Source organism: Hyphomonas atlantica corrig., assembly GCF_000682715.1.
Classification (GTDB): domain Bacteria; phylum Pseudomonadota; class Alphaproteobacteria; order Caulobacterales; family Hyphomonadaceae; genus Hyphomonas; species Hyphomonas atlantica.
This window is the reverse complement of sequence record NZ_AWFH01000006.1, coordinates 48,960-75,611: the sequence shown is the minus strand read 5'-3', so window position 1 is coordinate 75,611 and position 26,652 is coordinate 48,960. Positions and strand designations below refer to the sequence as shown.

The window sequence follows — 26,652 nt, the reverse complement described above, 5'->3', positions numbered from 1 at the left end:
AGTAGCGCCATGAGCGACACAAACCAATTTGATGTAATCGTTGTCGGCGGCGGTCATGCTGGCTGTGAGGCTGCAGCTGCCGCGGCGCGGACGGGTGCGCAAACCGCACTTGTCACTCACAAGCGCGCGACGATCGGCGAAATGAGTTGTAATCCGGCCATTGGTGGGCTCGGAAAAGGCCATCTGGTTCGGGAAATCGACGCACTCGACGGTTTGATGGGGCGCTTGGCTGACAAGGCGGGCATTCAGTTTCGCATGCTGAACCGTTCGAAAGGGCCTGCTGTCTGGGGTCCGCGGTCCCAGATTGATCGCAAGCTCTATCGTGAAGCCATGCAGGATGAATTGTCAGACTATCCCAACCTGACAATCATTGAGGATGGGGCCGAAGATCTGATTGTTGAAGATAGTCATGTCGCCGGTGTGATCGGATTGAATGGCGACGCGTATCGCGCCGCTTCGGTCGTGATTACGACCGGCACCTTCCTGAAAGGCATGATCCATATTGGGGAAAAGCGGATTCCCGCCGGACGGGTTGGTGAAGCGCCGGCGATTGGATTGTCAGACCGGCTATATGGTATGGGTTTGCCGATGGGCCGTTTGAAAACGGGAACTCCTGCCCGCCTCGACGGTCGGACCATCGCGTGGGACCGGCTGGAGATGCAGCCTGCAGACGCGGAGCCAATACCGTTTTCATATCTTACAGACGAAATTACTGTGCCTCAGGTCCAGTGCGGCATCACATGGACGACGCCGGAGACCCACGCAATTATCGCGGAGAATATTGACCAGTCCGCCGTTTATTCTGGCGCGATCGCAGGGCGCGGCCCGCGATATTGTCCGTCGATTGAAGACAAGGTTCACCGGTTCGCAGACAAGGATCGCCACCAGATTTTTCTAGAACCAGAGGGACTAGACGATCATACTGTCTACCCAAATGGCATTTCGACATCGCTTCCGGAGGAAATCCAGGAGCGCTTTCTGCGCACAATTCCTGGATTGGAGGACGCGAAGATCCTGCAGTACGCCTATGCGATCGAATATGACTATGTCGACCCCCGCGCTTTGTCGTCCTCGTTGGAAGTACAGGCTCTTCCGGGTTTGTATCTGGCAGGCCAGATCAATGGCACGACCGGTTACGAAGAGGCCGGCGCTCAAGGCCTGGTTGCCGGTCTGAATGCGGCACGTGCCTCTTCCGGCCAGGAGCCAGTCATTTTTGATCGGGCGGAAGCCTATATCGGCGTTCTGATCGATGATCTCGTCACGCGCGGGGTGACGGAGCCCTACCGAATGTTCACGTCGCGGGCGGAGTACCGTTTGGCACTACGAGCGGACAATGCCGACCAGAGGCTTACCGAGAAGGGTATTGCCGCCGGATGTGTCGGGTCTCACCGGGCAGACGTGTTTCACGTGAAACACTCCGCGCTTCAAAAGACCCGGGATCAATTGAATGCCTTGACCTTGTCACCGGCTAAAGCGGCGCAAGCCGGCTGGGCCGTCAATCAAGATGGACGCGTCCGCACGGCTTGGGAGTATCTCTCCTATAAGGATATCGATTTAACCGCGCTGTCGGCGGTTTGGCCGGAACTTGCCGATCTGGACGATGAGATAGCAACCCAGATTGAGATTGAAGCGTTGTATTCTTCTTATCTCGAACGACAAGCCGAGGATGTGGCTGCGCTTCGTCGGGATGAGGATCTGACCATCCCGATGGATTTGGATTATTCCAAGGTCGGAGGGCTCTCAAACGAGGTTCGCCAGAAGCTCGAAGCCGTTCGTCCGACGACTCTTGGTCAAGCCGGGCGTATCGAAGGTGTTACACCAGGCGCACTGACCGCGTTGCTTGGATTTGTTAAGCGTCGGAAGAAAGCCGGTTAACATTCATGATGAATTCTGACGACCGCGCGGCGTTTCACGCCGAATTCGATGTTTCACGTGAAACATCGGAAAGATTGGACGCGATAATCTTAACCCTGGACGCTTGGCGCAAACGGTCAAACTTGATCGGACCGCGTGAATGGCCGCAGATCTGGACGCGACACGTGGCCGATTCCTTTCAAATCCTTCCATACGTTCCCGAGGCGGCAAAATGTGTGGATCTGGGATCAGGCGCCGGGTTTCCGGGACTCATTGTTTCCGCAGCCCGTCCAAGTGGGCACGTGACGATGATGGAGAGCGTTGGAAAAAAGTGCGCGTATTTACGCGCTGCGATTACTGAAGCAAGTCTGAATGCCGCCGTTTATCAGGGTCGAATAGAGGCGGCACCAAATTCCGATGCGGAAATTGTGACGGCGCGAGCGTTCGCACCGATGCCAAAACTTCTGGAATACGCGTCGCCCTGGATGGAAAACGGCGCCACAGGGGTTTTTCTAAAAGGCGAACGCTGGAAAGAAGAATTGACGGACGCCCAGCAAAGTTGGAACTTCGCGTATGAGGCGATTCCAAGTCGCACTGGTGGGTCAGGCGTCATCTTAATCGTGAGGGAGCTCGAACGTGGCAGGCGGTAAACCCAGAATATTTGCTGTTGTGAACCAAAAAGGCGGGGTCGGTAAGACCACGACCTCTATCAATCTCGGTACCGCATTGGCCGCCGTCGGACGCCGTGTCCTGATTGTCGACTTCGACGCTCAGGGTAATGCGTCCACGGGACTTGGTATCGAGCGTCAGGATCGCCACCAAACATCCTATGATATCGTCGTTGATCAGATTCCGTTGGAGGATGCTGTTCTCTCAACCATCGTGCCGCGCTTGGACATCGTTCCCGGGGATGAAAATCTGTCCGGTGTTGAAACCGAACTCGCGAACGATTCCCGCCGGTCGTACAAATTGCGTGATGCGCTTCACCAATATATCGCTCGCGCAGAACAGGGCGAACTCGTTGAATACGACTATATTCTGATTGATTGCCCACCATCATTGTCGTCCCTGACCATGAACGCGATGACCGCAGCTGACGCGCTGCTTGTACCATTGCAGTGTGAGTTTCTGGCGCTTGAGGGTCTCAGCCAATTGTTGCGCACCGTCGAAGTTATCCGATCTGGCCTGAATCCGAATCTGGAAATCCAGGGCGTTGTCCTGACCATGTATGATCGCCGGAACAATCTGTCGGATCAGGTGGCTGACGAGGTGCGGGCATTCTTTGGTGCGAAGGTCTATAACACGGTCATTCCTCGGAATGTGCGTTTGTCCGAGGCGCCGTCATTTGGAAAGCCGGCGCTTCTATACGATTATCGTTGTCCGGGAAGTGAGGCCTATATCCGCCTCGCATCGGAAGTTCTTCAACGTGAAAAAGCGCGCGCGGCCTGATCCCAATGAGCGAAGACGGAAAGACAAAACCCTCCCGCCTCGGACGCGGCCTGTCTGCCTTGATTGGAGAAGTCGAAGCGGTATCGCCTCCCGATTCCAAATCGGAAGAGGGTGGCGCAAAGGGCGCATCAGAGATTGCGATTGATCGAATTCGACGGAATCCCAAGCAACCGCGGCGGACGTTCGACGAAACAGCTCTGCAAGAACTTGCAGAGTCACTGAAGACGAAAGGCGTGCTTCAGCCAATCCTGGTGCGCCCCGATCCAAAGCAGAAGAATGACTACCAGATCATTGCGGGTGAGCGCCGCTGGCGCGCCGCCAAGCTCGCCGGTCTGACCAGTATTCCCGCCGTCGTGCGCGATACCGACGAGCTCGAGCTGCTGGAAATTGGGATTATCGAGAACGTCCAGAGGGCGGACCTGAACCCGATTGAAGAAGCCGAAGCCTATGATGCGCTGATGCAGCGCTTTGGTCGCACTCAGGACAGCCTGGCAACGAGTGTCGGAAAAAGCCGGGTACACATTACCAATACGCTACGCTTGCTTCAGCTGCCGGAAGCTGCACGAGAGCGTGTGAGAGCTGGCCACATAACTGCGGGGCATGCACGTGCGGCTCTTGGTGCGCCGGATCCCGAAGCACTTGTAGAGCTGGCAGTAGAGAAGGGCCTGACGGTTCGCGAAGTGGAGGCTCATGCCAAAGCTGCGCGTGAAGATACGCCGATTGAAACGAAATCTGCACGACCGAAGCCTGATGAGAAAGACGTCGACACCGAGGCGCTTGAAGCGGATTTATCACGGTCCATTGGCCTTGATGTGGATATCCGGCACGGAAAGAATGGCGGTGAATTGCGGATCAAGTACCGCGATCTTGAACAGCTGGATGATGTATGTCGCCGTCTCACAGCCAAGCGGAACAAGCTTTGATCTTCTAGCTGGCGAGTTCTGCAGCTCGGGCGATCTCATTCATCAGTACACGTATCACGGGATCTGCACTACCTGATCCGGACTTTGCCTGTTGCTCTGCCTCATAGATGCGTTCCATGACACGCATCAGGCGCTTGGTTGGCCATTTCCTGAGTCGTGCACTGAACATGCCCCATTCACTTTGCCAGACCGGTGGCCGTAATTTCATACCGGGATTGGATTGCCCGGAAGCCATCCTGGACTGGGCATCCAGCATTCGCATAGTTTCAAACTGGAGGGAGCGCAGAATCGAAATTCCACTCGTTCCCGCAACTGCCAGGCGATCAAGTGTGGAGTGAACCAGTGCGGGCTTTCCATCGAGCGCTGCGCGAATGGCAGCTGAAAGATTGTGATCGACATCTGTGGCCGACAACGCCCGGACGTCGTTCAAATCAAGTGGGCGGCCCAGTCCACGAGCATAGAGTGCGAGTTTTTCTATTTCGGAGTTTGCAAGATTTCGGTGACCGGGCAGGTCGCCTACAAAGAGTGCGAGCGCTTCCGGAATGATCTCGACGCCTTCCGCCTTCAGGACAGACTTCACGCGTTGTTCAATGTCGCCGGCATCATCTGCAAACAGCTGAAGACAGGCGGTCGACTGGGCGGACTCGGCGGCCGCGCGCAGCTTCGAGCGTTTTTGAAGGCCCCCGGCTTCGATGATCAGGCGGGCTGAATAGTATTCTTCCTGAGAATCGCCTTTCTGAATTGCCTCTATAAGAAGAGCAGCAATCTTGTCGCCGCTGGTGCGCACTCGAATGACGCGCGGATCGCCCAGCAGGGAAACGGCTTCAAGACCATCAAACAGGAGAGAGGGATCTTTCTTGATGGAATCATCATCCAGTGTGGTGACATCCATCGTCGCGCCCTTGGGCGTCCAGGCTTTGATCAGGGCGTGGGCCGCGTCTGATGAAAGCCCCGGATCTTCGCCGAATGCGAGAACCGCCCAGACCGACGGTTTGGGCTTGCGGGCAAAATCAGCGGCCTGTTTGCCCTTTAATAACATTAGTCGGCCGACAGTTTCAGCCGGATATCATCCGCGATCTTCTTACCAAGTTGGCGCGCCGCTCGCGTGCTTGCTCCAGTTTGGTTGGCAATATCGCCATATGGGCTATCAGGAACAGAAAAGCTGATCTCAGCTTCTTGTCGTCCCGAAAGACGCTTGCCACCATAGTTCAAGACATATGACCCACTCGACACAATACTGGACCGGGTCGCCGCGCCATCCGTCTCGAAGGTGAGGCGCGACAGACTCTCCGAGAGTTTCACAGAAAGTGTGGCAGGCTCAGATACATTCGGAAGACCAATCGCTAATTCCTGAAGCAGCGTTCTGCGGAGCTCGTATCCTGCGCGACCATCAATTTTTTCGACCGTAATATTTCCTGCTCGGCCTTCATTAAAGCCGCTGGAATAGACTGGCTGGAAACCGCAAGCTGCGATCAGGCTTAGGGCAGCGATGGCAATCAAATGTCTCATGCGACTACGATATTCACGATGCGCCCGGGCACAACAATGATTTTCTTCACGGACTTGCCTTCAATGAAATTTACCACTTCCGGAAGAGCGGATGCGGTGGCTTCGATATCTGATTTTTCCATGCTCTTCGGGACAGTGATTTCGCCACGGCGCTTGCCGTTGACTTGCACCGCCATTGTCACTTCATCATCAACAAGCAGTGCAGAATCTGCGACGGGCCACGGCGCCGAAGACACGAATGCCGGTTGTCCAAGCCGTTCCCAACAGGCTTCAGCCAGATGTGGCATGAATGGTGTCACACACCGTGCCAACATGGATGCCCCTTCAACCCGCGCGCCGAGCACAGCATCACCCGCTGACTCGGCCTTCTTCAATGCGCTGACCCATTCATGAATCGTTGCGACGGCAGAGTTGAAGCGGAACTCTTCGATGGCCTTGTCGATTGCCGCTACGGCTTTGTGGCTCGTCTTGCGGAGACCTGTCGATTCAGCATCGTCACCGGGTGCAATTTCAGTGTTTACTGGCAAACCGTCAAAGACACTCCAGAAACGCTGCGCGAATCGAGCTGCGCCTTCGACCCCGGATTGTGTCCATTCGACGTCACGTTCAGGCGGAGAGTCAGACAGCACGAACCATCGCGCTACGTCCGCGCCGAACTGGCCGATAATGGCATCCGGATCGACCGTGTTCTTCTTCGACTTGGACATCTTCTCGATTGGCCCAGCCGTAGCAACCGCTCCCGTTGCTGTTTCAATCCAGGTATCGCCATCGCGCGTGACTTCAGACGGCTGTAGCCATTTGCCAGCTGAAGACTTGTAGGTTTCGTGCGTGACCATGCCTTGTGTGAAGAGGCCGGCGAAGGGTTCGCCGTTCGGCAAGTCAAGCAAGCCTACATCGCGCATCGCACGGGCAATGAATCGGGCATAGAGCAGGTGAAGAACCGCATGCTCGACACCGCCGACATACTGGTCCACCGGCATCCAGTAGGCGCGCTCTTCAAGATCATTTGTGCTGGCGAAGCGGGAATAGTACCAGGAACTGTCGACAAACGTGTCCAGCGTGTCAGTCTCTCGCCGTGCGGCCTTGCCGCAACTCGGACAGTCAACATGTTTCCAGGTTGGGTGCCGCTCCAGCGGATTGCCGGGCTGGTCGAATGACACTTCATCCGGAAGCTTCACAGGCAGATCAGCTTCAGGCACCGGCACGACGCCGCAGCTGTCGCAATGCACCACTGGAATTGGACAGCCCCAGTAGCGCTGGCGGGAAACACCCCAGTCGCGCAGGCGGTAATTTACCGTCCCTTCGCCGAGGCCCATCGCTTCGATTCTTTCTATCGCCGCGCGCTTTGCGTCTTCGATCGACAAACCATCGAGGAAGCCTGAATTGAAGATACTGCCGGGGCCGGTATAGGCTTCACTTTCGACATCGAACACGGCCGGATCGGCATCTGGAGGCAGAACGACTGGGGTGACGTTGAGATCATACTTCCGGGCAAAATCAATGTCGCGCTGGTCATGCGCCGGGCAGCCAAAAATCGCGCCAGTGCCGTAGCCCATCAGTACAAAGTTCGCGATCCAAACGGGTAATGTCTTCGTGTCATCAAATGGATGTTTAACGGTCAGACCGGTGTCGAAGCCGAGCTTCTCGGCTTTCTCGATGGCTTCTTCGCTCGTTCCGATCTGGGCGCATTTTGCACGGAAAGCCTTCAGCTCGTCGGATCTATCAGCCAATTGAATCGTCAGTGGGTGATCTGGCGACAAGGCGATAAAGCTTGCGCCGAACAGCGTATCAGGACGAGTCGTGAAGATTTCGATGCCGTCATCGAAGCCAGCTGGTGCTGCCGAGTCGAACTCGAACCGCATCTGCAGGCCTTCCGACCGGCCGATCCAGTTCGCCTGCATCGTTCGGACTTTCTCAGGCCAGCGTTCCAGTTTTTTCACTTCTTCCAGCAGGTCTTCGGCATAGTCGGTGATGCGGAAGAACCATTGTGTCAGTTCGCGCTGCTCGACCAATGCGCCAGAGCGCCAGCCACGGCCGTCAATCACCTGCTCATTGGCCAGCACAGTATTGTCGACAGGGTCCCAATTCACTTTGGAGGCCTTGCGATAGACAAGGCCCTTTTCCAGGAATTTCAGGAATAGTCCCTGCTGTGCGCCGTAATATTCAGGATCGCACGTTGCAAACTCACGGCTCCAGTCCAGCGACAGGCCGAGCTTCATGAACTGGGCCTTCATGGCGGCGATATTCTGATAGGTCCATTCGCCCGGATGGACGTTCCGCTCCATTGCGGCGTTCTCTGCCGGCATGCCGAAGGCGTCCCATCCCATCGGGTGCAGGACGTTATAGCCTTTGGCGCGCTTGTGACGCGCAACAACATCGCCCATCGCGTAGTTGCGCACATGACCCATGTGAAGGCGACCCGACGGATACGGGAACATCTCCAACACGTAAGCCTTCGGTGCATCGCCAGCTTCGGCTGGAGATTTCGCGGTGAATAGCGCGGCCTTGTCCCAGGCTGCACGCCATTTCTGTTCCGCAATTTGCGGATCGTAACGGGTCGCCATGGCCCTGACCTTTCTGGATAAATGTGTCGGCCGGGCTTAGCCCAGCTGGGAATTCTTCAGCAAGCGCGCGCGATCCAGAATCTTGTTCTCAAGCTGAAGCGCTGTTTCCGGATCGATGCTGACATCAACCCATTCGCCCGATTCATTCTTTTCCTGACGGAATACCGAGACTTTCACGCCATCTGCGCGCAGGCGGGTATCGAGAATGTAGACCGTTGCCTTGATGCGCTCGTTCGGCGCGGTCTCAAAAGACTTCCAGTCATAATTGATTAGGCCGCCGATTGGATCAGCCGTTGCAACAGGCATGTTCTCGAACGTGTCGAGCGATGCGCGCCAGAGATATGGATTCACGCTGCCGATATTCTGTTGAACGACGCGCGCCTCGGCGCTGGGCCCTGAACTGGACTGGCAGCCTGAAACCATCAGCATGCCGGCAACCGCCGCAGAGAAAACATATTTGACCATGAAGAAAGTTCCTGAGTGCAAGACCTTGTTGACGGGCGTTTGTATAACAAGGGGTTTACAGGCTCGCCAGTGCTGATCTGCGCGTGGTGGCGGATGGAGGATCGGAATGAAAGTCGTGGGAATCTCGCTGCTGACGGTCCTGTTCGCGATGCCTGCTGCGCACGCCCAATGGGAAGAGGACTGGAACCCGTGGGAAACGGAAACCGAATTCGGGGCTACAATAGTTCTGGCGCCCGATGCGGATGAGCAGGCGCTCGGCAGGATCTGGGCCGGCGCATCCACGAACCGAATTTTGGAAAATGGTTTGGAGATTGGTGTTTCCGGCCGCGTTGAAGCGCAAAAGGATCATCCCCAGCGCGCAGGATTTAGCGGTATCTTCATTCCTGGGGACAGTTCGCAAACTGGCTTTCAGGGCGCCTACACGGGTCTCGCCTCAGGGCCGGCGCCGGACGAGGTCGATTTACGGGCCGAGCTGGAAGAGGCTTACGTCTATATAGGCGGCGGTTATGGTGAAGTCCGCCTCGGTAGGGATGAGGGTGTTGCCGCACGCTTTCAGGAAAATGCACCGTCGGTTTTCAGCACGTTGGCACTTGGCCGCCAATCCCTTGATCCGACAGGCATCGACATGGTTACCACGCGGCATGATCTAACGGGGCCATCGGCCAAACTGAGTTATGCTACACCCCGCCTTGTCGGAATCCGTGCAGGGCTGAGTTTTACCCCCAAAGCAGACGTCAGGGGCCTTGATCGCGATGCGGACCGGAACCTGCCGGGTGTCGCGCCGATCACGCTGACGAACGCAGTCGAGGGTTCAGTAAACGTCTCTCGATTGTTGCGGGACCAAGGGGTGCGGGTAAGTGCGGCGCTGGCCGCCAGCACGGCGGACGTGGACACGCCGTTCTACGCGACATCCGTTTATGATCGCGTCACCACATTCTCGGCAGGTGCCAGGGCAGAGTTCGAAACCATATCCCTCGGCTTCACCTGGCTGCAGTCGGATAACGGCCTTGCCCAAAGCGCGGACTACGAATCATGGACTGCCGGAGTGACCAAGACATTCGGAAAAACTCGGATCGGGCTTGAATTTGGGGCCGCGGAAGACGGACTCACGTCACTTGAAGGAGATGCATGGAAAATTGGCATCGCTCACGATGTTACAGAATTTGCAAGAATCTCTCTCGGATATGGCGAAAACAGCCTGGATCGTGTAGCATCCGAAGAGAATATCGCCGCCGAGTGGAACAATTCACCCGACGGCATTGTGATAGAAATCACACTATCGCGTTAGAATCGCGGCCCTGTCAGATTCTTAATCTTCTCTTTACCCGCCCATCTGACTATTTCTGTGTTCAGAGGTGCAAGAAATGAAGTTGGGCTTTGTAACTTTTGGGATCGCGCTGTGCGCTGCGTTGGCTATGCCAGCTGCTGCGCAAGATTCCGTGCCTGCGCCCGAAATGGAATTGGCAGCCCCCAGCATTTCAGAGACCTCTGCCGCGCAGTCTGAATGGTACCGTCAATTTGCGCAGTCCAAACCCGCCAGCGCTGAGCCGGTATGGCAGGCAAAGCCAGATCGCGAATTCTCGATGCAGTTTGGCAGCAATACGCGGTGGCAACTGAATCTGGACAAGGTGTCCCGCACAGATTTGTCTCCCCTGCCACGCGAGGAAATGCAGGCTGGCGCGACATTCCGCATCACGCCGCGCTTTTCGGTCGGGGGTGAGGTCAGTGTTGGCGCAGACGAGCTGAATGACACCTCAACGTGGGAATCCCGCGAAGTCGAAGCCGGTATCCGGCTGAAGTCTGCGTTCAAGTTCTAGGGCCCAAACGCGTCCTGAATACCTTCAATCGCCGCAAGACCCGCTGATCCACTGACGCAGGCCGCATTGCGTGAATTTATGCCCCCCAGCGCATAGACCGGAATACCGCTTTGCCGCGACAAAACGCGAATCTGATGGGAACCAATCGGGGTACCAGCTGATGGGCTGGTTGATGGAAAGACCGCGGAAACGAGTGCCGCATCAAACACATCCGGCTTCACCTGTCGCAATTCGTCGCCACCGTGCGCACTGACACTCATCAGGTCGAACCGCGCTCGCCATTTCCGGGCAGCGTACCTTTGCGCGAAGGGCCAGTGCACGCCTGCTGCACCGACCTTTACGGCAAGTACGGGGTCTGCCGCGATCAGCAAGGCCAGTCCCCGCCGGTTCGCAATCTCCGCCAACTGCCGCGCCTGCCACAACCGATGCTTTGCACCGAAGTGCCGATAAACAATTCCCCACCCGGCAGGAAGGTTTTCCGCCACTGAGATCGGGTCCGGTGTGCGCTTCGGATCGGTGAGAAACAGGGCAAGTGGCAACCATGAAGGCAAATGATGACCAGCGCATCGCGCCGCAGAGATCAGCTTGCGTCTCGCATCGGATTGGGGTTTCTGCACCATCACGATGACTGATACGGACTTCCCCGGAATTGCCAAGCGCCGCGCAGAGATCCTGAGCGATCTGGAGCGCCTGTGTGATACGGCGCCGACACTGGTTGCAGTGACCAAAACCCAACCTGACGAAGCACTGAAAGAGATTCTGGCGACGGGCCACCGAGTATTCGGTGAGAACCTCGTTCAAGAAGCCTACCAGCATTGGGAGGACCGCAAGGCAGACTATCCAGATCTGGAACTTCGATTGATCGGGCCGCTTCAATCAAACAAGGCGGAGGACGCTGTGCGCTTGTTCGACGTCATTGAAACGATCGATCGGCCGAAACTGTGCCGGGAGTTGGCCAAGGCTGAAGAGAAAACAGGGCTGCGTCGGAAATATCTGATCCAGGTCAATACGGGTGAAGAGCCACAAAAGGCGGGTGTTTCACCCGATGGAGTGGAAAGTCTGCTCCAGACAGCACGTGAGGCAGCGCTGGATGTGGTCGGCCTGATGTGCATTCCGCCTGTCGAAGAACCCGCCGGTCCTCACTTTGCCCTTCTGGCCAGAATAGCGGGGCGCCTTGGTTTGGAGCAGCTCTCCATGGGCATGAGCTCCGATTACGAGACAGGCGCGCAGTTCGGCGCGACCCATGTGCGCATCGGAACCGCCCTGTTCGGGCCTCGCGATAATTCAGCCTAGAACGAGATTTCGATTTCGGTACCCGGAAGCATCAGTTCCAGAGCCGCAAGCAGGTCGCTTTTTTCGAGCGCGATACAGCCCTCCGTCGGCTCATAGTTCGGCCGGGCAATGTGCAGGAAAATCGCGCTTCCGCGTCCGGCTTCGACCGGATCATCATTGTAACCCAGCTCGACGATCACATCGTAGACGTGGTCATCGCGCCAGAGTTTTTCGTGACTGGCCGCGAAGGGCAGCGAGACCGGACGATTGTAAAGCGGATGGTTCGAGGCGTCGCACCAGCCATCATGTGGCTTGAGCGGTACCATTGGCAGGCTGGTCACGGGCGTTTCTACCCGGTCGGGCCTGTAGAAAACATTGCGTACCGGCCACACCCCGGCAGGAGAGGCCCCGTCCCCTTCGCGCTTCTGTGAAGCGGTAACGACCCCGCCCTTTCCCAGCGCGCAGCGGGCGGTGAAGCCCGGGCCTGAGAATTTCCCCGTCGGGCTTGCGGTAAATTTCAGGCTCACCAAATGCTCCCAGACTTGTGATCACGCGTCATGCAAAGTCATATGGCATCTGTCGCCAGTCGCAATACACAGCGACGTTCGAATTCGAAGGAGACGCCCGTGACAGGCAAGAAGACCATTCTGCTGGTAGATGACGATGAAGACCTGCGCGAAGCACTCGCGGAACAGTTCGATCTGCATGACGGGTTCGACACGCTACAGGCAGCAAACGCGCATGAGGGGATCACCCACGCGCTGGCGGAGCGGATCGACCTGATCTTGCTGGATGTCGACATGCCGGACATGGATGGCCGCGAAGCCTGCAAACAGATGCGGCAGAAAGGCGTCCGCGCGCCGATCATCATGCTGACAGGACAGGATGGCGACGCCGATACGATCCTCGGGCTCGAATCCGGCGCGAATGACTATGTCACCAAGCCGTTCAAATTCTCGGTATTGCTGGCGCGCGTGCGTGCACATCTTCGCAGCTTTGAGCAATCCGAGGACGCTACATTTCAGGTGGGGCCTTATGAGTTTCGCCCATCGATGAAGTTGCTGGTCACGGAAGACGGCCGAAAAGTGCGCCTGACCGAGAAGGAAACCAACATCCTGAAATATCTCTATCGCGCGCAGGGCAAGCCTGTTGCGCGGGACGAGCTCTTGTCAGAGGTGTGGGGTTACAATGCAACCGTCACAACCCACACGCTGGAAACGCACATCTATCGCCTGCGCCAGAAAGTGGAGCCGGACCCGGCTAATGCCCGCTTGTTGCTGACAGATGCTGGCGGTTATCGCCTGCAACCTTAAACCTTCATTTCGACGCTTATTGGCGCGTGGTCCGAGGGTTTCCAGCCTCCACGCCATGCGAGGTGGATCTTGAAGGTGTCGATCTTCGTATCGGGCAGTGCAGCGGGGTTCATCCAAATATGGTCGAGCCGGCGTCCGCGATTGCTCTTGGCCCAGTCCTTCGCGCGATAGCTCCACCAAGAATAGAGTTTCTGGTGGTCCTCTACCGCCAGGCGAGCAATGTCCGCAAACGCGGCCTGGTTGCGGGAGTCTTCCAGACGTTCGGTTTCTCCCGGCGTGTGGGATACGATCTTCAGCAACTGCTTGTGTGACCAGACATCGTTTTCGTGCGGCGCAACGTTCAGATCGCCCACCAAGACGCGCGGCGTCTTTGACTGCTTCTTGTAGGCAGGTCCCAGTCGCTCCAGAAAATCGAGTTTGTGGGCAAACTTGTCATTCACCTCGGGATCCGGCTCATCGCCGCCAGCTGGCAAGTAGATGTTGTGGACTTCCACGCCGGCCACTTTCGCCGCGATCACGCGCGAATGTCCGTGGCGGCACAGGTCTGGTGCCTCGATGCGCTCGATGGGCAAACGCGAGGCGATGGCCACGCCATGATGGCCGCCCTTCTGGCCGTTCAGCACGAGATGCGGCAATCCCATTTCCTTGAAGGCCTTTTCGGGAAATTCGCCGTCCTGGCACTTTGTTTCCTGCAGGCAAACAACATCCGGTTGCTCCTCCTCCACGAAGGCGGCGACGTTTGGCGCACGCAGGCGAACAGAGTTGATGTTCCAGCTGACGATTTTGAGAGAATTAGACATTCAGGCTGCGTAGCAGTGTTTCCTGAAACGTCAACGCGCCCGAACGCGGGGAAGTTCGGGCGCGCCAGACGCTTGCTTTACACGTCTCGTCGGGAGGGGAAGGCTCCGACGGTGGATGACACAAGGATTGCAGCGGGGGGTCAGTTGCTGCGCTCGAATTGCTTCGTCATCGACAGTTGCAAAGATGTCACTCCACAGAAAAAAATCAAGTGAATAATGTGTTATGTCCTTGGGTGTGGTGCAAACACGTCAGTTCTCATCGAAATCCTTCAAAACGAACAGACGCGGATTGAGGCGCTGACCGTAAGAAACATCGGTCAGCTGGACCTGTGTCAGGTTTCCACCGCTGTCCAGCGTGTGCCATCCGGTCAGGCTCATATCGCTTTCTTGCATGACGAGAGTCAGCGTGCCATCCATTTCGCCAGACTTGTCGCGCAGGGTGATTTCCACCCGGCCATTTCGGTTGGTTACGTCCAACACATCCGCCTCTGTGGCGAAATCGATGTCATCATCCAGCAGCAAGGCGAGCGGTGTGGTTCCGAGGGGAACCCGATCAGTGGTTTCCAGCTCGGAATCCTGAAGACCGACGGTTGTGCCATCGCTCACGACGAGCAGGGGGCTTGGGTCATCATATTCAAACCGAACCTTACCGGGGCGCGACAACGCAAATCGGCCAGTGGATTCGCTATAGTCCGGTGACAATTGCTCAAACGTGCCGCTGGCTGTCTTAACCTTGGCCAGGGCCGTAGATGCTCGGTTCAGAAGGCGCTGACGATCGGCCTCGCTCAGGCCGGCCGGCTCGGAAACTTGCGGTGCTGGCGCTGCGGCCTCAGTGGCCTGCAGGCTGAGTGGGAGCGGCGACGTTGCGATTGCGGTGATCGCTCCAAGGCTTGCAAGGATATTCAACATTTTGCGGTCTCCTCAGTTCGTTGACCAATGGCCTTGTACTTAAGCGCGCGGGCCTTGCAGAAACAGGGCGCGAAAAAGGTATTTTCGTCGCTTTTCGTTGCGCGCGGTTCACCTTCAACAAGTGCAACACCGGAATTGACTGTCAGATGAACGTAGACCGCGCGCTTCGGTGTCAGGCCGCTGCCTTGCGAAATGGGATGCTGCGGCCCATGTTCCGTGCAGATATTCAAGGGACACAATACCTATGACCGATACGGCATCGCTGAACATCAAGGACACGACCGATCAGGACTTCATGGCAGACGTCGTGGAGGCGTCGGAGAACCAACCGGTTATCGTTGATTTCTGGGCGCCCTGGTGCGGTCCTTGCCGCACGCTGGGCCCGATCATCGAAAAGGCGGTCGACGCGCGCGGCGGTCAGGTCAAGCTGGTCAAGATCAACATTGATGAGAACCCCGCCTATGCCGGTCAGCTCGGCGTGCGCTCTATCCCGGCGGTTTACGCCTTCGACAAGGGCCGCCCGGTTGATGCATTCATGGGCGCGCTTCCGGAAGGACAGATCAACGCCTTTATCGACAAGCTGCTGAGTGGCACCGATGCCGGAAAGATGCTGGCCGAGGCGCTCGAACAGGCAGAAGCGGCAAGCCAGGCTGGCGATATCGGTACGGCCGCCCAAATCTATGCAGCAATTCTCCAGCAGGAGCCTGAAAACGTTACCGCGCTGGCAGGCCTTGCTCGGTGTTATCTTGCCAATGGTGACAAGGAGCGCGCCGAAGCCACGCTGGAAATGGTGCCGGAAGACAAGCGCAATGACAGTGCCGTCAAAGGCGTCCGAACGGCGATTGACATGATGGGCGATGATGCGGCCGCTCCGGATGAGTTTGAAGAGGCGCTGTCAGCTGTACTCGCTGATCCGGACAATCATGACCAGCGCTTCGACCTTGCCGAAAAGTACGCCGCGGCAGGGCGTTTTGGGGACGCCATTGATCATCTGCTGATTATCCTCAGCGCCGGCCTCGACTGGAAAGAGGGCAAGGCCAAGGAAAAGCTGCTACAAATGTTTGAAGCGGCTGGCGCAACTGACCCAGCAACCGTCAGCGGTCGGCGTCGTCTGGCGTCGCTCATGTTTGCCTGATGGCGTAGGCGCGCCACATCCCTCTTTCAGGCAACACCAGAAAGAGATCGAGTATATGTCACAGCCCAGCTTCACGCGCCTTTCCGAATTGCCCGAGGAGCTGGCTATCTTTCCGCTGCCGGGGGCGTTGCTGTTCCCGCGCTGGCAATTGCCGCTCAACATTTTCGAACCGCGCTATCTGAACATGATTGATGACGTCATTCAGGATATGCGGATGATTGGCATGATCCAGTCTGTGGGCGGCTCCAAGGCAAAACCGGATGTTGCCCATACAGGATGTGCTGGACGGATCACCGCGTGGTCGGAAACCGGCGATGGGCGCTACCTGATCACGCTGACCGGTATTGCCCGGTTTGATGTGAAGGAAGAACTTTCCGTGATGACGCCCTACCGTCAGGTCGTGCCAGACTGGGCACCCTATGAAGCGGACCTGAAAGACGTTCCAGATTCCAAACTTCCTGACCGGTCTCGTCTGGTATCTGCGCTGCACGACTATACTGAGGCGCACGACATGTCGACGGATTGGAGCGCTGTGGAAGAAGCGCCGCTGGAAACATTGGTCAATGCCCTCTGCTCCGGATGTCCGTTCTCCGTAATGGAAAAACAGGCGCTCGTTGAAGCGCCTACCTTGAAAGATCGCACTGAAACGCTCATCACCCTGCTTGAAATGGATGTGTCCGGCGAAGACGGCGGCACGCTGCAATAGAGGCTCTCATGTCCGACGAATCCGCGCCACAGCGCCTGGGCCCTTCCGGGGTTGATCCGCGCCTACTGGAAATCCTGATCTGCCCGGTCAGCCGCCAGCCGCTCAGTTATGACCGGTCAGAAGATGAGCTCGTCTCCCCGAAGGCCCGGCTTGCCTATCCGATCCGCAATGGAATTCCGATCATGCTCGCGGATGAGGCGCGAGACCTGGATGCTGTGGAAGCCGACGACGAGCCCACCACATGAGCGAACCATCCTGGCCCACGAAATTGGCATTCAGAAAATCAGCCCAGGAATTGGCCATTGCCTTCGAGGACGGGGTATCCGGTACGATTGCCTACAAGCGCCTGCGTGAAGAGAGCCCGTCTGCAGAGGTGCGAGGACATGGCAGCGGACCCAAGCCGCCACAGGCACCTGTGCCGGAAGATATCTCTGTCGTCGGAGCAGAGCCAGTTGGGCGCTATGCCATCCGTATAAGGTTTTCAGACGGGCATGATTCCGGGCTCTATACTTGGAAACTCCTGCGGGAGCTTGCAAAGCCGGACTAGCGCATCAAACTCGGCAGATGGGCCTGATCGGCGCTTGCCTGGCGGGCGAGTGCTTGACGTAGTGGGGTGATTTTTTGCGCGAGGGAAAGCGCAAGACCCCGAAGGGGCTTAAGAACCGCGCTGTCATTCGTGAAGGCCTTGTCGATACCATCCATGAACATGGCGGCCGCCGTTGCATCAAACCGGCGCCATTTCTCGTAACGCTCCAAGCTCACATCCGATCCCGGATCCAAGCCCACATCCCGCGCGTCACACATGACATCAATCAGCGCACCAACATCCTTGAAGCCCAGATTAAGCCCCTGTCCTGCCAGCGGATTGATTCGGTGTGCAGCATCGCCGACCAGCGCGGTGCGAGGCCCTACCATCCGCGTCGCCAATTGCATGACAAGTGGATAGGCGGAATAGGGACCATCAATTTCCATGGGACCGGCAAAGTCAGCAAAGCGGGCATTCAATTCGGCATTGATGTCTTCAACAGGCATGGCAGCAATTGCCTCTGCCGCGCCGCGTTTCATGTACCAGGCAAGATTGGCGCGATTGTCAGGCATAGGCAGCGTGGCGAATGGGCCTTCGGGCGTGAACAATTGGCGCGCAATGCCTTCATGCGGGCGATCCAGCTTCACGTTCGCCGCAAAGACAGACTGATTGTAATCGTGTCCTTCGGTCGTGATCCCCACCGACTCGCGCACCGCCGATTTCATGCCGTCACAGGCCGCGACAAGGCGCGCGCTGATTTGTGTTTCGTCGGACAGGGTGAGAATCGCCCCGGCATTGCCCGTTTCCATGTCCCGGAACAGTTTTCCGCGGATCCAGTGGATCTGGTCCATGTCTGCGCATGTGCCATCTAGCGCCGCCTGCAGCGCGGCGGCGGGTACCATCTGCCCGAGGGGTTGGCCGTCCGGATCGTCGGGCAGGTCTTCATTGCCGAACAACACGCCGGGCGCACCGAACCAATGGGTTCCGCCATCGACTGCTTCAAGACCGTTGAGGGGTTCAGTCGATCCGCAGAGCGCGTCTGTAACGCCAGCTGCGCCCAGCAAACGCCAGCTGCCGCGCACAATCGCAAAGGTGCGAGTATCCGGGCGTGGCGCGACGTCCGGGTCGCGCGCATCAACAAGCGCGACCGAAAATCCTCGCTGCGCTGCCAAGATGGCAAGCGTCGTACCTACGGGGCCAGCGCCGATGATGGCGAGGTCATACGTCTGGTCAGACCGGGGGTGCGTTTGAGTCATGAGCCTTAGCTAGTGACGCTGTTAGCAATCGTCCAGCGATGATGGAGTTTTAGGCGATTCGCCGCATCACTGCCCATGCTTTGACCATGCCCCCCCAGAAAGACCGGTCATCCCCCATGCTGGTGCGACATTCGCACGGGCCCGCAATCATATCGGTTCTGGGAGAGCGCGGGGGGTCCCGAGCTCTGCAGTCTCGTGACGAAGGAGGGGCCGATGGGCCAAACATTAAAAAATACAATACGCGGAGCAGCGTTGCTGCCAGCCGCTATCATGGCAAGCGCAGCAGCTTATGCCCAGGATGCTGACATGGAAGCCCGGCTTGCGGCGCTCGAAGAGAGCGTTGCTGGAAGTGCCAGCGCCTATGTCGACAACAGCTATCTGTTCCTGATTGGCGGCATCATCGTGATGTTCATGGCCGCCGGTTTCTGCATGCTGGAGGCAGGCCTTGTCCGCTCCAAGAACGCAGCAATGCAGTCGACCAAGAACGTCGCCCTGTTCTCTGTTGCGGGCATCATGTTCTGGCTGATCGGCTATAATATGGCCTACCCATCCGCCACAGTCGCCGCCGGCCTGTTCGGCATTCCGGATTTCATCTGGTCCAGCGCACCACTTGAAGAGTCGCACGGGGATTATGCGGCTGCTTCTGACTGGTTCTTCCAGATGGTCTTTGTGGCAACGGCCGCATCCATTGTGTCAGGTACGATCGCTGAACGCGTGAAAATCTGGCCATTCCTGATCTTCACAGCCCTGCTGACCGCGTTCATCTATCCGATCGTGGCATCCTGGGAGTGGGGTGGTGGTTACCTCGACTCCGCTTGGGACTTCTCTGACTTTGCTGGCTCCACTCTGGTTCACTCAACCGGTGGCTGGGCAGCTCTGGCAGGCGCCATCATCATCGGGCCACGTATCGGCAAGTATTTCGGCAAGCAGGTAAATCCGATGCCGGGCAACAACATCCCGCTCGCCGCTCTCGGTACGTTTATCCTCTGGTTCGGTTGGTTCGGCTTCAACGGTGCGTCCCAGTTGGCCGCTGGCTCTATCGCTGACATCAACTCCGTCAGCCAGATCTTCGCCAACACGAACCTCGCTGCAGCAGGTGGCGTAATCGCGGCAATGTTCACGACAGCTATCCTGTACAAGGGCAAGATCGACGCCACGATGGTCTTCAATGGTGCGATCGGTGGTCTGGTGTCCATCACGGCTGAGCCGCTGGCACCAAGCATGGGTGCGTCCATCCTCATCGGCGCTGTCGGTGGTATCCTGGTTGTTGTCTCCGTACCGCTGCTCGACAAGTTCAAGATCGACGATGTGGTCGGCGCTATCCCGGCTCACCTGGTCTGCGGCATCTGGGGCACAATGGTGGTTCCGTTCTCCTACACGAACGCCATCATGCCGAACGAAGCTGGTGACCCGAACTATATCGGCCAGTTGGTCGGCGTGGTTCTGACCGGTGTCTTCGTGATGATCGTGTCTGCCATCATCTGGTATGTTCTCAAGCTCACCATCGGCGTGCGTCCGACGGCCGAGGAAGAGGAACTCGGTCTCGACAAGTCCGAGATCGGCCTGGAAGCCTATCCGGAGTTTGCAAACTAAACTGCGTAACCTCCCAAGAAAGAAGCCCCGGCAGAGCGATCTGCCGGGGCTTTTTCCTTGGCACATGGCCAGAAGGGGAGGAGCCTTATGACTCTGTCTCTTCTTCGTCGGTCAGATCCAGATCAACTGGAATGATGACCGTATCGACTGCGTGGATCACACCATTTGATGCGTCGATGTCAGCAGCGACGACCGTCGCATTGCCAATTGTAACGCTGTCGCCTGTCTTGCGGACAATCAGGTCTGCGTCTGCCATCGTAGCGACTGTGTTGTCGCCTTCGACCAGCGCGCTGCTCATGGTTTCACCCTCGACAACATGCGTCTTCAGAATTGATTTCAGCGTGTCGTTGGCTTCACCGGATTTCAGCTTGGTGACCAGTTCAGGGTCAAGCTTTTCAAAGGCGGCATTCGTCGGCGCGAAGACAGTGTATTCGCCGTCGGCGTCCAGTTTTTCACTCAGGCCAGCCTGCTCAACCAGTGCAACGAGGGTCGTGAAGCGGGCGTCTTCGGAGGCAAGCTGGGCGATAGTGCCCTGCATCGCGGTATCGGTCATCGCGGCGGTTTCAGACGCGTAATCAGGTCCGCCCATACCCATTTCTGTATCGGCTTCCAGATCAGCCTCTGCAGTGACCTGCTTGTCCATGTCGGCCTTGTCCCATTCATGGGACTTGGTGTCGCCGGTCGGATGTGTGCGATCAGCATCGGCCGTCATCGTGTCGGTGTCTGCCTGCGCGGTGAATATCTGCTCTTCGCTGGCCTCGGTCGTGTCAGATGATTCAAGAACATCCAGCTGAAGCGCGTTCAGCTCTTCAACAGACATTTCATCAGTGTTTACGTCTGCCTCTGCCTCGATTGCGGCCGAGGTGTTAATTTCTGCGGCGGATTCGTTAGTTTCCTGCGCCGTAGCGGCCATACCGGTTAACAGGGCGATGGTTGCGGGAACGATCAGTGTGCGTTTCATATCGAGCTCTCCTTTGGGGTTGGTCTCGCTCGATCAATGGCGCCCCCGGCCTGAGAGTTCCCAAGGTTACAGAGAATACACGCGATTCCGCACACGCGATCAGCCTTCTTGATCTGGATCAATTCGGTCTTCAAAATCATCAAGGTCCAGGCACTCATGGTCTCCGAAAAGTTAATTTGCGCGCTGCAAAAGTTTTACGCGCGTTTGCCGGGCGTTAAGCGTGTTGCGGCAGAGTGAGGGCTCCCCCGCGACCCCAGTGGAGATGCCTCACCCCATGACAGATTACGTTTACACTGAAGACGACCTCCCAAGTGTTAGTGACCCGATCTGGCGGATCCTGACAGGGGCGGCGGCCTTCGGTCTGGGCGTATTCATCTGCGGAAGCGTTGGCTCTTACATGCCCAGCGATCCCAGCTGGAATGCAGCAACAGACGCGGAAGTGCAGAACCTGTTCGGCGGGCCCGGCGCGATCTTTGCGGACTTGTCGCGGCAGATGCTCGGCTGGTCGGCCTGGGCGGCGGGTCTTGCCATGATGATTGGCGGTGCCATGCGTACTGTGTTGATCGGCATGCCGCGCGTGCGCCGCTGGCTCATGGGTTTTGCGTTCGTGCCGCTTTCGGCTGCATTCTTCGCGGCATGGCCCGTCCCGGAATCCTGGCCATTGTCCGCCGGGCTCGGCGGCATGGTCGGGGATGCGCTATTCTATTATGCCTCCATGCCTTTCCGCGCCTTGCTCTTGCCATCACCGAACACTTGGGCGGGGGCCTTGCTCGGCGCGGCCTCCATGTGGGCCGCCTTGTCGGCCATGGGTTTCCGTCGCCGCGATGCGCAATTGTTGCAGCATGCCGCGACACAGTCCGGGCGTCATGCCGCGCGCAAGGCAACCGGTATTGGTGGCTTCCTTGTTTCTGTCGCTTCGCACTTCAAGCCAAAGGCCCAGGAAGTGGATGAGGAAGAGGTGGAACGCGTCAACCGCGGCGCACGCGTCGTCAAAGGAGATGAGGAGTACGCCGATGCAGACTCCTATGATGTCGACTTTGACGAGGAAGACGACGAGTCCTATGAGGAAGACGAGACGTCCCTCGATGAGGATGAGATGTATGAAGATGAGGACGACGATTTCGAACCCATCCAGACGCGTCGCCTGTCTGTACCTGTGTCGAAACCAAAGGCGCCGAGCCAGCCGCGCGTGACCAAATCCGAACGTCGCCGCAAATCAACACGCCTGCCTTCCATCGACCTGCTCCAGATGCCAGAGGAGCGCGGCGACACGGTGGACGAGGATGCCTTGCTCGAAAAGGCTGCGCGCCTGACAGATGTGCTGAAAGAGTTCGGCGTGCGCGGCCGTATCAAGGAAGTGCGCCCAGGCCCGGTGATTACTTTGTTCGAGATGGAACCCGCCCCCGGCGTCAAGTCATCTCGCGTGATCTCTCTTGCAGACGATATTGCCCGGTCAATGAGCGCTATCTCTGCCCGTGTGGCCGTCGTGCCCGGCAAGAATGCCATCGGGATCGAGCTGCCGAACGAGGATCGCGATACGGTCTTCCTGCGCACACTGCTCCAGTCCGAAGCCTATGTCGGAACGCGGGCCAGCCTGCCTATGGCGCTGGGCGAAGACATTGGCGGTGTGCCCACCGTGGTCGACCTGTCCAAGATGCCTCACTTGCTGATCGCGGGTACAACCGGATCCGGTAAATCCGTCGGCGTGAATGCGATGATCCTGTCACTGCTCTACCGCCATTCGCCAGAGCAGTGCCGCTTTATCATGATCGACCCGAAAATGCTCGAACTGTCGATCTATGAGGGCATTCCACACCTGCTGGCCCCGGTTGTGACCGATCCGAAGAAGGCCGTGAACGCGCTGCAGTGGACTGTGCGCGAGATGGAAAGCCGGTATGAGCTGATGTCCAAGGCAGGTGTTCGGAACCTGGCTGGCTTCAACGACAAGGCCGCCAAGTATCGCAACAATGGCGACGAACTGATCCGCAAGGTGCAAACAGGCTTCGACGAACACGGCAAGCCGGTTTATGAATCAGAAGTTCTGCCTACAGATCATATTCCTAACATTGTTGTTGTAATCGACGAGATGGCAGACCTCATGATGGTTGCCGGCAAGGAAATTGAGGGCTGTGTTCAGCGACTTGCACAGATGGCGCGTGCCGCGGGCATTCACCTGATCACGGCTACGCAGCGTCCATCTGTAGACGTTATTACGGGTACGATCAAAGCGAACTTCCCGACACGGATTTCCTATATGGTCACCACGAAGATCGACTCCCGGACGATTCTTGGTGAGCAGGGTGCGGAACAATTGCTCGGCATGGGTGACTTGCTCTATCAGGCTCCCGGCAAGAAATCGCAACGTCTTCATGGCCCGTTTGTGTCGGATGAGGAAGTTGGATCTGTTGTCGATTGGCTCAAGGAGCAAGGTGAGCCTGACTATGTCATGGATGTGCTCGAAGCGCCTGACGATGGTTCCACAGGATCAGCTGTCATGGATGCGATGCTCGGCACCAGTTCCGGCGACGAAGAGGATGACCTCTACGCCCAGGCGCTTGCCATTGTTGTGCGTGACCAGCGCGCCTCGACCTCATATCTCCAACGTCGCCTGAAGATTGGCTACAACAAGGCTGCTGGTGTTATCGACAGACTGGAAGAAGAAGGCGCGATCTCTGCGCCGAACCATGCTGGCAAGAGGGAAGTTCTCGCCAGCGCACGGCCAAGCCCGGAATAGTCCCACAAGCTTTGGTGGGTCACAAAGGAAGAGCCTCCATCCGACACAGAAGCGGGTGGGGGCTCGACCTTTTTAAACCTCAGCCCATCGGATACATGACATCCTTGGCAACCGCATCACACGCTTTCATGACATCGTCTGACAACTCCAAGTCAGTTGCCGCCAGTATATCCGCCAGCTGATCGAATTTGGAAACGCCAACAATGGTGGAGGCAACGAAATCATGCTGTTTTGACCACGCTGTGGCAAGCGTCACCGGAGCCATGCCCGCGTCCTTCGCGATGTCCATGTATCGGCGCGTTGCTTCCAGAGACTTCTCATTCACGAAGCGTCCAGCCATCAGTGTCTGGCGCCCGCCATGCTGAAGATAGCTGGAAAAACGTGCGCCTTCCGGAAGCGCGCCGTCCTGATACTTGCCAGACAGAACACCACCCGCAAGTGGTGAGTACGGGATCAGGCTAACGCCTTCGCGCCGACACACTTTGGCGAGCGCATCTTCGAAGCGCCGATTGTTCAGGCTAAAATTGTTCTGAATGGTATGATAGCGCACCGTGCCCAGACGGTTGGACGTCTCGATACTTTTCATCAGGCCCCAGGCGTCTTCATTGCTGCAGCCGACGACGCGAACTTTTCCCTCGCGGACCAAGTCGTCCAGCGTTTCCATCGTCTCTTCGAAATCGGTGCCATGATCTGGCCAGTGCGTCTGGTACAGGTCGACATAGTCCGTCTGCAGGCGTGTCAGGCTGGCCTCGATCGCGCGGCGGATATTGTGTCGGTCCAGCGCCGTCATTTCCCCGCGCTGAGAGCCCTTGATCCATCCATGAGACGGGCCGCACACTTTCGTGGCGACGATGATCCGGTCGCGATCCTTGGTCTTCATCCAGCGGCCAAAGATCTCTTCCGTCCGCCCGGCCCAGTCCACCTTTGGCGGCACGGGGTAGTTTTCTGCCGTGTCATAGAAGTTGATCCCGGCGTCGAAGCAGGCATCCAGGATCTTGTGAGATTCGGCTTCATCGGTTTGCGACCCGAAAGTCATTGTGCCCATGCAGATATCGGACACGTAAATGGCGCTCTTGCCGAGGCGGCGGTGTTTCATGGCGTGTGACTCCCTCTGTCAGGGACAAGTCTAATGCCTCGCTCAGCTATGACCAGAGTTGCCTAAGGGGCAGCGCGCTCGCTTGGCTGGATGCAGTCAGCCGCTTCCAATATGTCCAGCGCCGGGCCGAGATAGGCTTTGTAGCGTTTCCACCGGGCCAGCGCGCGTGTGTAGAGCGGCTCACGTACCTGAGCGGAACTGGCCGTCGCGACAGGCGCAGCATTCCGATGGAAATCAATACATTGCGGCTCAAAGGCAAGCCCGCAGAAGTCAAGCAGGCGCCGGGCTTCGCCCTCAATGTCTGCCACCACGTCCTCATAATGCACTTGCGTAAACCGGTCAGCGGGCAGTGTGTCCGAGAAATGGCGGATCATGCGATCGAAGCCCACATAATAGTTCGCTGTCGCTTCCAGGTTCAGCGCGTAATCATAATACGGATACCGCGTCGCGAACAGTTGGCGGTAATTGCTGAGCACCGTATCGGCCGGATGCCGCCGCAGGCAGATGATCCGCGCGTTTGGCAATGCGGACAGGATAATCGGCGCATAGATCGCGTTTAGCGGCAGCTTGTCGATGAACCGACCCGACAGGCCGAGCGTGGCCTTCACCCGCGCCATATAGGTCTGGCCCACCGTCGCGGCATCCACCCGAGCGGCGGCATTCAGTGTTTCCGCATCCAGCACATAGTTCGACCGCGTGCCTGACAATTGTTTCAGGGCGAGGCCGAAATCAGCCAATTCCCCGGCTGAGGTGACCTCGCTGTGACTGGAGAGGATCCGGTCGACCAAAGTTGTGCCGGTGCGGGGCATCCCCACGATGAAGATCGGCGCGGCATCTGTAAAACCGCCAGCTCCCGGCTCATCCGCCGCGCGCTTTGCGGCCTCGAACACAGCCGCATCGAACGCCTCGTCATGGTGCAGGCCCGCCCATTTTACGGCCTTCGCGCGCGCTAGCCAGTGCATCGCATCTGCCGGACGGTTGAGGTCTTCATGCGCCTTGGCGAGTGCATGGCCGATGCGCAGGGCGTCATCGGCATCGTCCGCAATCGACGGGAAAACCTGCTCCAGCTGAGCGATCTCGTTCTGACTTTCTGTCTGTTTCGTGATCTGCACAATGGCTGCGCGCGCCCGCGTATCGGACGGGTCCAGCGCAAGACATGTGCGGTAGGCATCGCGCGCTTCATCCATACGCCCGGCAAACTGTAGTGCCGCGCCATGATTGTAGTGATAGGCCGCCACATCCGACGCCGCATCTGTGGCACGCTGGTAAAAACCTAGGGACCGCGCGTGCAGGCCGGCCCGGCTGAAGACAACACCAAGCGTGTCCAGCGTGAACGCGTCATCCGGTTCCAGCTTCGCCGCCGCCTCAGCGCTCTGTACAGCTTTTTCCCGCTGGAGCAGGGCGATCTGGCACCGGGCCTTCTGCGCCAGAATGTCCGAACGGGGTGTCCCCACCGCCAGGGCCCGGTCAAACAGCTCAATTGCTTTTGAATGATTTGAATGGTCCGCCGTGAGAATACCAAGCAGGTAAAAGGCGCGCATCTCTGCCGGGTCAGCCTGCAGCGCTTTCATGCACAATCCATGCGCCTCCCGGTATTCCCGTCTGGCCAGCATGGCGGCTGCCTCGTCTAGCAGGGCGCTTTGCGGTGAATTTGCCCAATTATTGGTCAGAGCTGTGCTCCTTTCATCCTGTTCTGCAGACGGGTGACGCACAGGCGTGCCAAAAATCTTACTCCTTGGGAACAATCGTGCTGCCGTATGGGATGGCGGC

Annotated in this window: 26 protein-coding genes; 14 read left to right on the top strand and 12 right to left on the bottom strand. The window is 57.7% G+C overall.

Annotated features, from left to right (window positions below):
* Positions 1 to 9 precede the first annotated feature (9 nt).
* Genes mnmG through HY36_RS05805 form a run of 4 tightly spaced genes read left to right on the top strand, consistent with a single transcriptional unit; the run spans position 10 to position 4,226 of the window.
* On the top strand, positions 10 to 1,875 hold the full coding sequence (gene mnmG, locus HY36_RS05820) for a tRNA uridine-5-carboxymethylaminomethyl(34) synthesis enzyme MnmG (protein WP_035549728.1): 1,866 nt from the start codon (positions 10 to 12) through the stop codon (positions 1,873 to 1,875).
* A 5-nt stretch (positions 1,876 to 1,880) separates the two neighbouring features.
* On the top strand, positions 1,881 to 2,504 hold the full coding sequence (gene rsmG / locus HY36_RS05815; RefSeq protein WP_051602544.1) for a 16S rRNA (guanine(527)-N(7))-methyltransferase RsmG: 624 nt from the start codon (positions 1,881 to 1,883) through the stop codon (positions 2,502 to 2,504).
* Positions 2,491 to 3,303 carry a ParA family protein gene (locus HY36_RS05810; protein WP_035549725.1) on the top strand — a complete coding sequence of 271 codons (813 nt, stop codon included), beginning with the start codon at positions 2,491 to 2,493 and terminating at the stop codon, positions 3,301 to 3,303. The genes rsmG and HY36_RS05810 overlap by 14 nt, the downstream gene beginning before the upstream one ends.
* A gap of 5 nt (positions 3,304 to 3,308) precedes the next feature.
* Entirely contained in the window at positions 3,309 to 4,226 is a 918-nt protein-coding gene (locus tag HY36_RS05805) for a ParB/RepB/Spo0J family partition protein (protein WP_035549722.1), read from the top strand.
* Positions 4,227 to 4,230: 4 nt separating this feature from the next.
* Here HY36_RS05805 and holA read toward each other — a convergent pair whose 3' ends face one another.
* The 4 genes from holA to HY36_RS05785 are packed head-to-tail and all read right to left on the bottom strand — an operon-like array spanning position 4,231 to position 8,764.
* Positions 4,231 to 5,265 carry a DNA polymerase III subunit delta gene (holA, locus tag HY36_RS17695; protein ID WP_051602543.1) on the bottom strand — a complete coding sequence of 345 codons (1,035 nt, stop codon included), beginning with the start codon at positions 5,263 to 5,265 and terminating at the stop codon, positions 4,231 to 4,233.
* Complete coding sequence (locus HY36_RS05795) at positions 5,265 to 5,735, bottom strand: hypothetical protein (RefSeq protein WP_035549719.1); 471 nt, start codon at positions 5,733 to 5,735, stop codon at positions 5,265 to 5,267. Before HY36_RS05795 ends, holA begins: the two co-directional genes overlap by 1 nt.
* Positions 5,732 to 8,299: a leucine--tRNA ligase gene (gene leuS / locus HY36_RS05790; RefSeq protein ID WP_035549717.1), complete on the bottom strand. Its 2,568-nt coding sequence runs from the start codon at positions 8,297 to 8,299 to the stop codon at positions 5,732 to 5,734. Before leuS ends, HY36_RS05795 begins: the two co-directional genes overlap by 4 nt.
* 36 nt (positions 8,300 to 8,335) lie before the next feature.
* The gene (locus HY36_RS05785; protein WP_035549715.1) at positions 8,336 to 8,764 is read right to left on the bottom strand and encodes a DUF3576 domain-containing protein; all 429 of its coding nucleotides are present in this window, start codon (positions 8,762 to 8,764) and stop codon (positions 8,336 to 8,338) included.
* A 106-nt stretch (positions 8,765 to 8,870) separates the two neighbouring features.
* On the opposite strand from HY36_RS05785, the gene HY36_RS05780 reads away from it, so the two are divergent.
* Together HY36_RS05780 and HY36_RS05775 are read left to right on the top strand one after the other, a co-directional pair.
* Positions 8,871 to 10,052 (top strand): porin, encoded by a 1,182-nt coding sequence (locus tag HY36_RS05780; protein ID WP_035549712.1) that lies wholly within the window; start codon positions 8,871 to 8,873, stop codon positions 10,050 to 10,052.
* A gap of 76 nt (positions 10,053 to 10,128) precedes the next feature.
* Positions 10,129 to 10,581 carry an NtrZ family periplasmic regulatory protein gene (locus tag HY36_RS05775; RefSeq protein ID WP_035549709.1) on the top strand — a complete coding sequence of 151 codons (453 nt, stop codon included), beginning with the start codon at positions 10,129 to 10,131 and terminating at the stop codon, positions 10,579 to 10,581.
* Here HY36_RS05775 and HY36_RS05770 read toward each other — a convergent pair.
* Complete coding sequence (locus tag HY36_RS05770; protein WP_051602542.1) at positions 10,578 to 11,201, bottom strand: thiamine phosphate synthase; 624 nt, start codon at positions 11,199 to 11,201, stop codon at positions 10,578 to 10,580. The two genes, HY36_RS05775 and HY36_RS05770, sit on opposite strands and share 4 nt — an antisense overlap.
* Positions 11,202 to 11,205: 4 nt before the next feature.
* On the opposite strand from HY36_RS05770, the gene HY36_RS05765 reads away from it, so the two are divergent.
* Entirely contained in the window at positions 11,206 to 11,874 is a 669-nt protein-coding gene (locus tag HY36_RS05765) for a YggS family pyridoxal phosphate-dependent enzyme (RefSeq protein WP_035549706.1), read from the top strand.
* Here the strand turns inward: HY36_RS05765 and HY36_RS05760 are convergent.
* Positions 11,871 to 12,380: a L,D-transpeptidase family protein gene (locus HY36_RS05760; protein ID WP_035549806.1), complete on the bottom strand. Its 510-nt coding sequence runs from the start codon at positions 12,378 to 12,380 to the stop codon at positions 11,871 to 11,873. The two genes, HY36_RS05765 and HY36_RS05760, sit on opposite strands and share 4 nt — an antisense overlap.
* A 99-nt stretch (positions 12,381 to 12,479) precedes the next feature.
* On the opposite strand from HY36_RS05760, the gene HY36_RS05755 reads away from it, so the two are divergent.
* On the top strand, positions 12,480 to 13,166 hold the full coding sequence (locus tag HY36_RS05755; protein WP_035549803.1) for a response regulator transcription factor: 687 nt from the start codon (positions 12,480 to 12,482) through the stop codon (positions 13,164 to 13,166).
* Here the strand turns inward: HY36_RS05755 and HY36_RS05750 are convergent.
* The gene (locus tag HY36_RS05750; protein WP_035549703.1) at positions 13,163 to 13,966 is read right to left on the bottom strand and encodes an exodeoxyribonuclease III; all 804 of its coding nucleotides are present in this window, start codon (positions 13,964 to 13,966) and stop codon (positions 13,163 to 13,165) included. The two genes, HY36_RS05755 and HY36_RS05750, sit on opposite strands and share 4 nt — an antisense overlap.
* Positions 13,967 to 14,215: 249 nt before the next feature.
* Positions 14,216 to 14,875, bottom strand: coding sequence for a LolA family protein (locus HY36_RS05745; RefSeq protein ID WP_035549701.1), 660 nt, complete (start codon positions 14,873 to 14,875; stop codon positions 14,216 to 14,218).
* Between the two features lie 244 nt (positions 14,876 to 15,119).
* On the opposite strand from HY36_RS05745, the gene trxA reads away from it, so the two are divergent.
* The 4 genes from trxA to HY36_RS05720 are packed head-to-tail and all read left to right on the top strand — an operon-like array spanning position 15,120 to position 17,263.
* Entirely contained in the window at positions 15,120 to 16,010 is an 891-nt protein-coding gene (trxA, locus tag HY36_RS05735; RefSeq protein ID WP_035549698.1) for a thioredoxin, read from the top strand.
* A gap of 55 nt (positions 16,011 to 16,065) precedes the next feature.
* Complete coding sequence (locus HY36_RS05730) at positions 16,066 to 16,716, top strand: LON peptidase substrate-binding domain-containing protein (protein ID WP_035549695.1); 651 nt, start codon at positions 16,066 to 16,068, stop codon at positions 16,714 to 16,716.
* An 8-nt stretch (positions 16,717 to 16,724) separates the two neighbouring features.
* Positions 16,725 to 16,961, top strand: coding sequence for a Trm112 family protein (locus tag HY36_RS05725; RefSeq protein ID WP_035549692.1), 237 nt, complete (start codon positions 16,725 to 16,727; stop codon positions 16,959 to 16,961).
* Positions 16,958 to 17,263: a gamma-butyrobetaine hydroxylase-like domain-containing protein gene (locus tag HY36_RS05720; protein WP_035549689.1), complete on the top strand. Its 306-nt coding sequence runs from the start codon at positions 16,958 to 16,960 to the stop codon at positions 17,261 to 17,263. Before HY36_RS05725 ends, HY36_RS05720 begins: the two co-directional genes overlap by 4 nt.
* Here HY36_RS05720 and HY36_RS05715 read toward each other — a convergent pair.
* Positions 17,260 to 18,498, bottom strand: a complete 1,239-nt coding sequence (locus HY36_RS05715) for an FAD-dependent monooxygenase (protein WP_051602541.1) — start codon at positions 18,496 to 18,498, stop codon at positions 17,260 to 17,262. The two genes, HY36_RS05720 and HY36_RS05715, sit on opposite strands and share 4 nt — an antisense overlap.
* A gap of 213 nt (positions 18,499 to 18,711) precedes the next feature.
* Between HY36_RS05715 and amt the strand changes: the two genes are divergently transcribed.
* Positions 18,712 to 20,091, top strand: coding sequence for an ammonium transporter (amt, locus tag HY36_RS05710; protein WP_035549687.1), 1,380 nt, complete (start codon positions 18,712 to 18,714; stop codon positions 20,089 to 20,091).
* Positions 20,092 to 20,176: 85 nt separating this feature from the next.
* Here amt and HY36_RS17690 read toward each other — a convergent pair whose 3' ends face one another.
* Positions 20,177 to 21,052, bottom strand: coding sequence for a fasciclin domain-containing protein (locus HY36_RS17690; protein ID WP_051602540.1), 876 nt, complete (start codon positions 21,050 to 21,052; stop codon positions 20,177 to 20,179).
* A gap of 274 nt (positions 21,053 to 21,326) precedes the next feature.
* Between HY36_RS17690 and HY36_RS05700 the strand changes: the two genes are divergently transcribed.
* A complete protein-coding gene (locus HY36_RS05700) occupies positions 21,327 to 23,786 on the top strand; it encodes a DNA translocase FtsK (protein WP_035549685.1) in 2,460 nt (819 codons plus the stop codon).
* Between the two features lie 79 nt (positions 23,787 to 23,865).
* Here HY36_RS05700 and HY36_RS05695 read toward each other — a convergent pair whose 3' ends face one another.
* Positions 23,866 to 24,882, bottom strand: coding sequence for an aldo/keto reductase (locus HY36_RS05695; protein WP_035549683.1), 1,017 nt, complete (start codon positions 24,880 to 24,882; stop codon positions 23,866 to 23,868).
* Positions 24,883 to 24,944: 62 nt separating this feature from the next.
* Positions 24,945 to 26,453 carry a tetratricopeptide repeat-containing sulfotransferase family protein gene (locus tag HY36_RS05690; protein WP_051602539.1) on the bottom strand — a complete coding sequence of 503 codons (1,509 nt, stop codon included), beginning with the start codon at positions 26,451 to 26,453 and terminating at the stop codon, positions 24,945 to 24,947.
* Positions 26,454 to 26,652 lie beyond the last annotated feature (199 nt).

What these genes read in the sequence shown, in the direction of transcription:
- HY36_RS05775 (WP_035549709.1), top strand. Translation starts at nt 10,129, where the DNA reads ATGAAGTTGGGCTTTGTAACTTTTGGGATCGCGCTGTGCGCTGCGTTG.
- HY36_RS05700 (WP_035549685.1), top strand. Translation starts at nt 21,327, where the DNA reads ATGACAGATTACGTTTACACTGAAGACGACCTCCCAAGTGTTAGTGAC.
- HY36_RS05695 (WP_035549683.1), bottom strand. Translation starts at nt 24,882, where the DNA reads ATGAAACACCGCCGCCTCGGCAAGAGCGCCATTTACGTGTCCGATATC.
- HY36_RS17690 (WP_051602540.1), bottom strand. Translation starts at nt 21,052, where the DNA reads ATGAAACGCACACTGATCGTTCCCGCAACCATCGCCCTGTTAACCGGT.
- HY36_RS05720 (WP_035549689.1), top strand. Translation starts at nt 16,958, where the DNA reads ATGAGCGAACCATCCTGGCCCACGAAATTGGCATTCAGAAAATCAGCC.
- HY36_RS05750 (WP_035549703.1), bottom strand. Translation starts at nt 13,966, where the DNA reads ATGTCTAATTCTCTCAAAATCGTCAGCTGGAACATCAACTCTGTTCGC.
- HY36_RS05765 (WP_035549706.1), top strand. Translation starts at nt 11,206, where the DNA reads ATGACTGATACGGACTTCCCCGGAATTGCCAAGCGCCGCGCAGAGATC.
- HY36_RS05745 (WP_035549701.1), bottom strand. Translation starts at nt 14,875, where the DNA reads ATGTTGAATATCCTTGCAAGCCTTGGAGCGATCACCGCAATCGCAACG.
- HY36_RS05795 (WP_035549719.1), bottom strand. Translation starts at nt 5,735, where the DNA reads ATGAGACATTTGATTGCCATCGCTGCCCTAAGCCTGATCGCAGCTTGC.
- rsmG (WP_051602544.1), top strand. Translation starts at nt 1,881, where the DNA reads ATGATGAATTCTGACGACCGCGCGGCGTTTCACGCCGAATTCGATGTT.
- mnmG (WP_035549728.1), top strand. Translation starts at nt 10, where the DNA reads ATGAGCGACACAAACCAATTTGATGTAATCGTTGTCGGCGGCGGTCAT.
- HY36_RS05770 (WP_051602542.1), bottom strand. Translation starts at nt 11,201, where the DNA reads ATGGTGCAGAAACCCCAATCCGATGCGAGACGCAAGCTGATCTCTGCG.
- HY36_RS05730 (WP_035549695.1), top strand. Translation starts at nt 16,066, where the DNA reads ATGTCACAGCCCAGCTTCACGCGCCTTTCCGAATTGCCCGAGGAGCTG.
- HY36_RS05805 (WP_035549722.1), top strand. Translation starts at nt 3,309, where the DNA reads ATGAGCGAAGACGGAAAGACAAAACCCTCCCGCCTCGGACGCGGCCTG.
- holA (WP_051602543.1), bottom strand. Translation starts at nt 5,265, where the DNA reads ATGTTATTAAAGGGCAAACAGGCCGCTGATTTTGCCCGCAAGCCCAAA.
- HY36_RS05690 (WP_051602539.1), bottom strand. Translation starts at nt 26,453, where the DNA reads ATGAAAGCGCTGCAGGCTGACCCGGCAGAGATGCGCGCCTTTTACCTG.
- amt (WP_035549687.1), top strand. Translation starts at nt 18,712, where the DNA reads ATGGGCCAAACATTAAAAAATACAATACGCGGAGCAGCGTTGCTGCCA.
- trxA (WP_035549698.1), top strand. Translation starts at nt 15,120, where the DNA reads ATGACCGATACGGCATCGCTGAACATCAAGGACACGACCGATCAGGAC.
- leuS (WP_035549717.1), bottom strand. Translation starts at nt 8,299, where the DNA reads ATGGCGACCCGTTACGATCCGCAAATTGCGGAACAGAAATGGCGTGCA.
- HY36_RS05715 (WP_051602541.1), bottom strand. Translation starts at nt 18,498, where the DNA reads ATGACTCAAACGCACCCCCGGTCTGACCAGACGTATGACCTCGCCATC.
- HY36_RS05785 (WP_035549715.1), bottom strand. Translation starts at nt 8,764, where the DNA reads ATGGTCAAATATGTTTTCTCTGCGGCGGTTGCCGGCATGCTGATGGTT.
- HY36_RS05780 (WP_035549712.1), top strand. Translation starts at nt 8,871, where the DNA reads ATGAAAGTCGTGGGAATCTCGCTGCTGACGGTCCTGTTCGCGATGCCT.
- HY36_RS05725 (WP_035549692.1), top strand. Translation starts at nt 16,725, where the DNA reads ATGTCCGACGAATCCGCGCCACAGCGCCTGGGCCCTTCCGGGGTTGAT.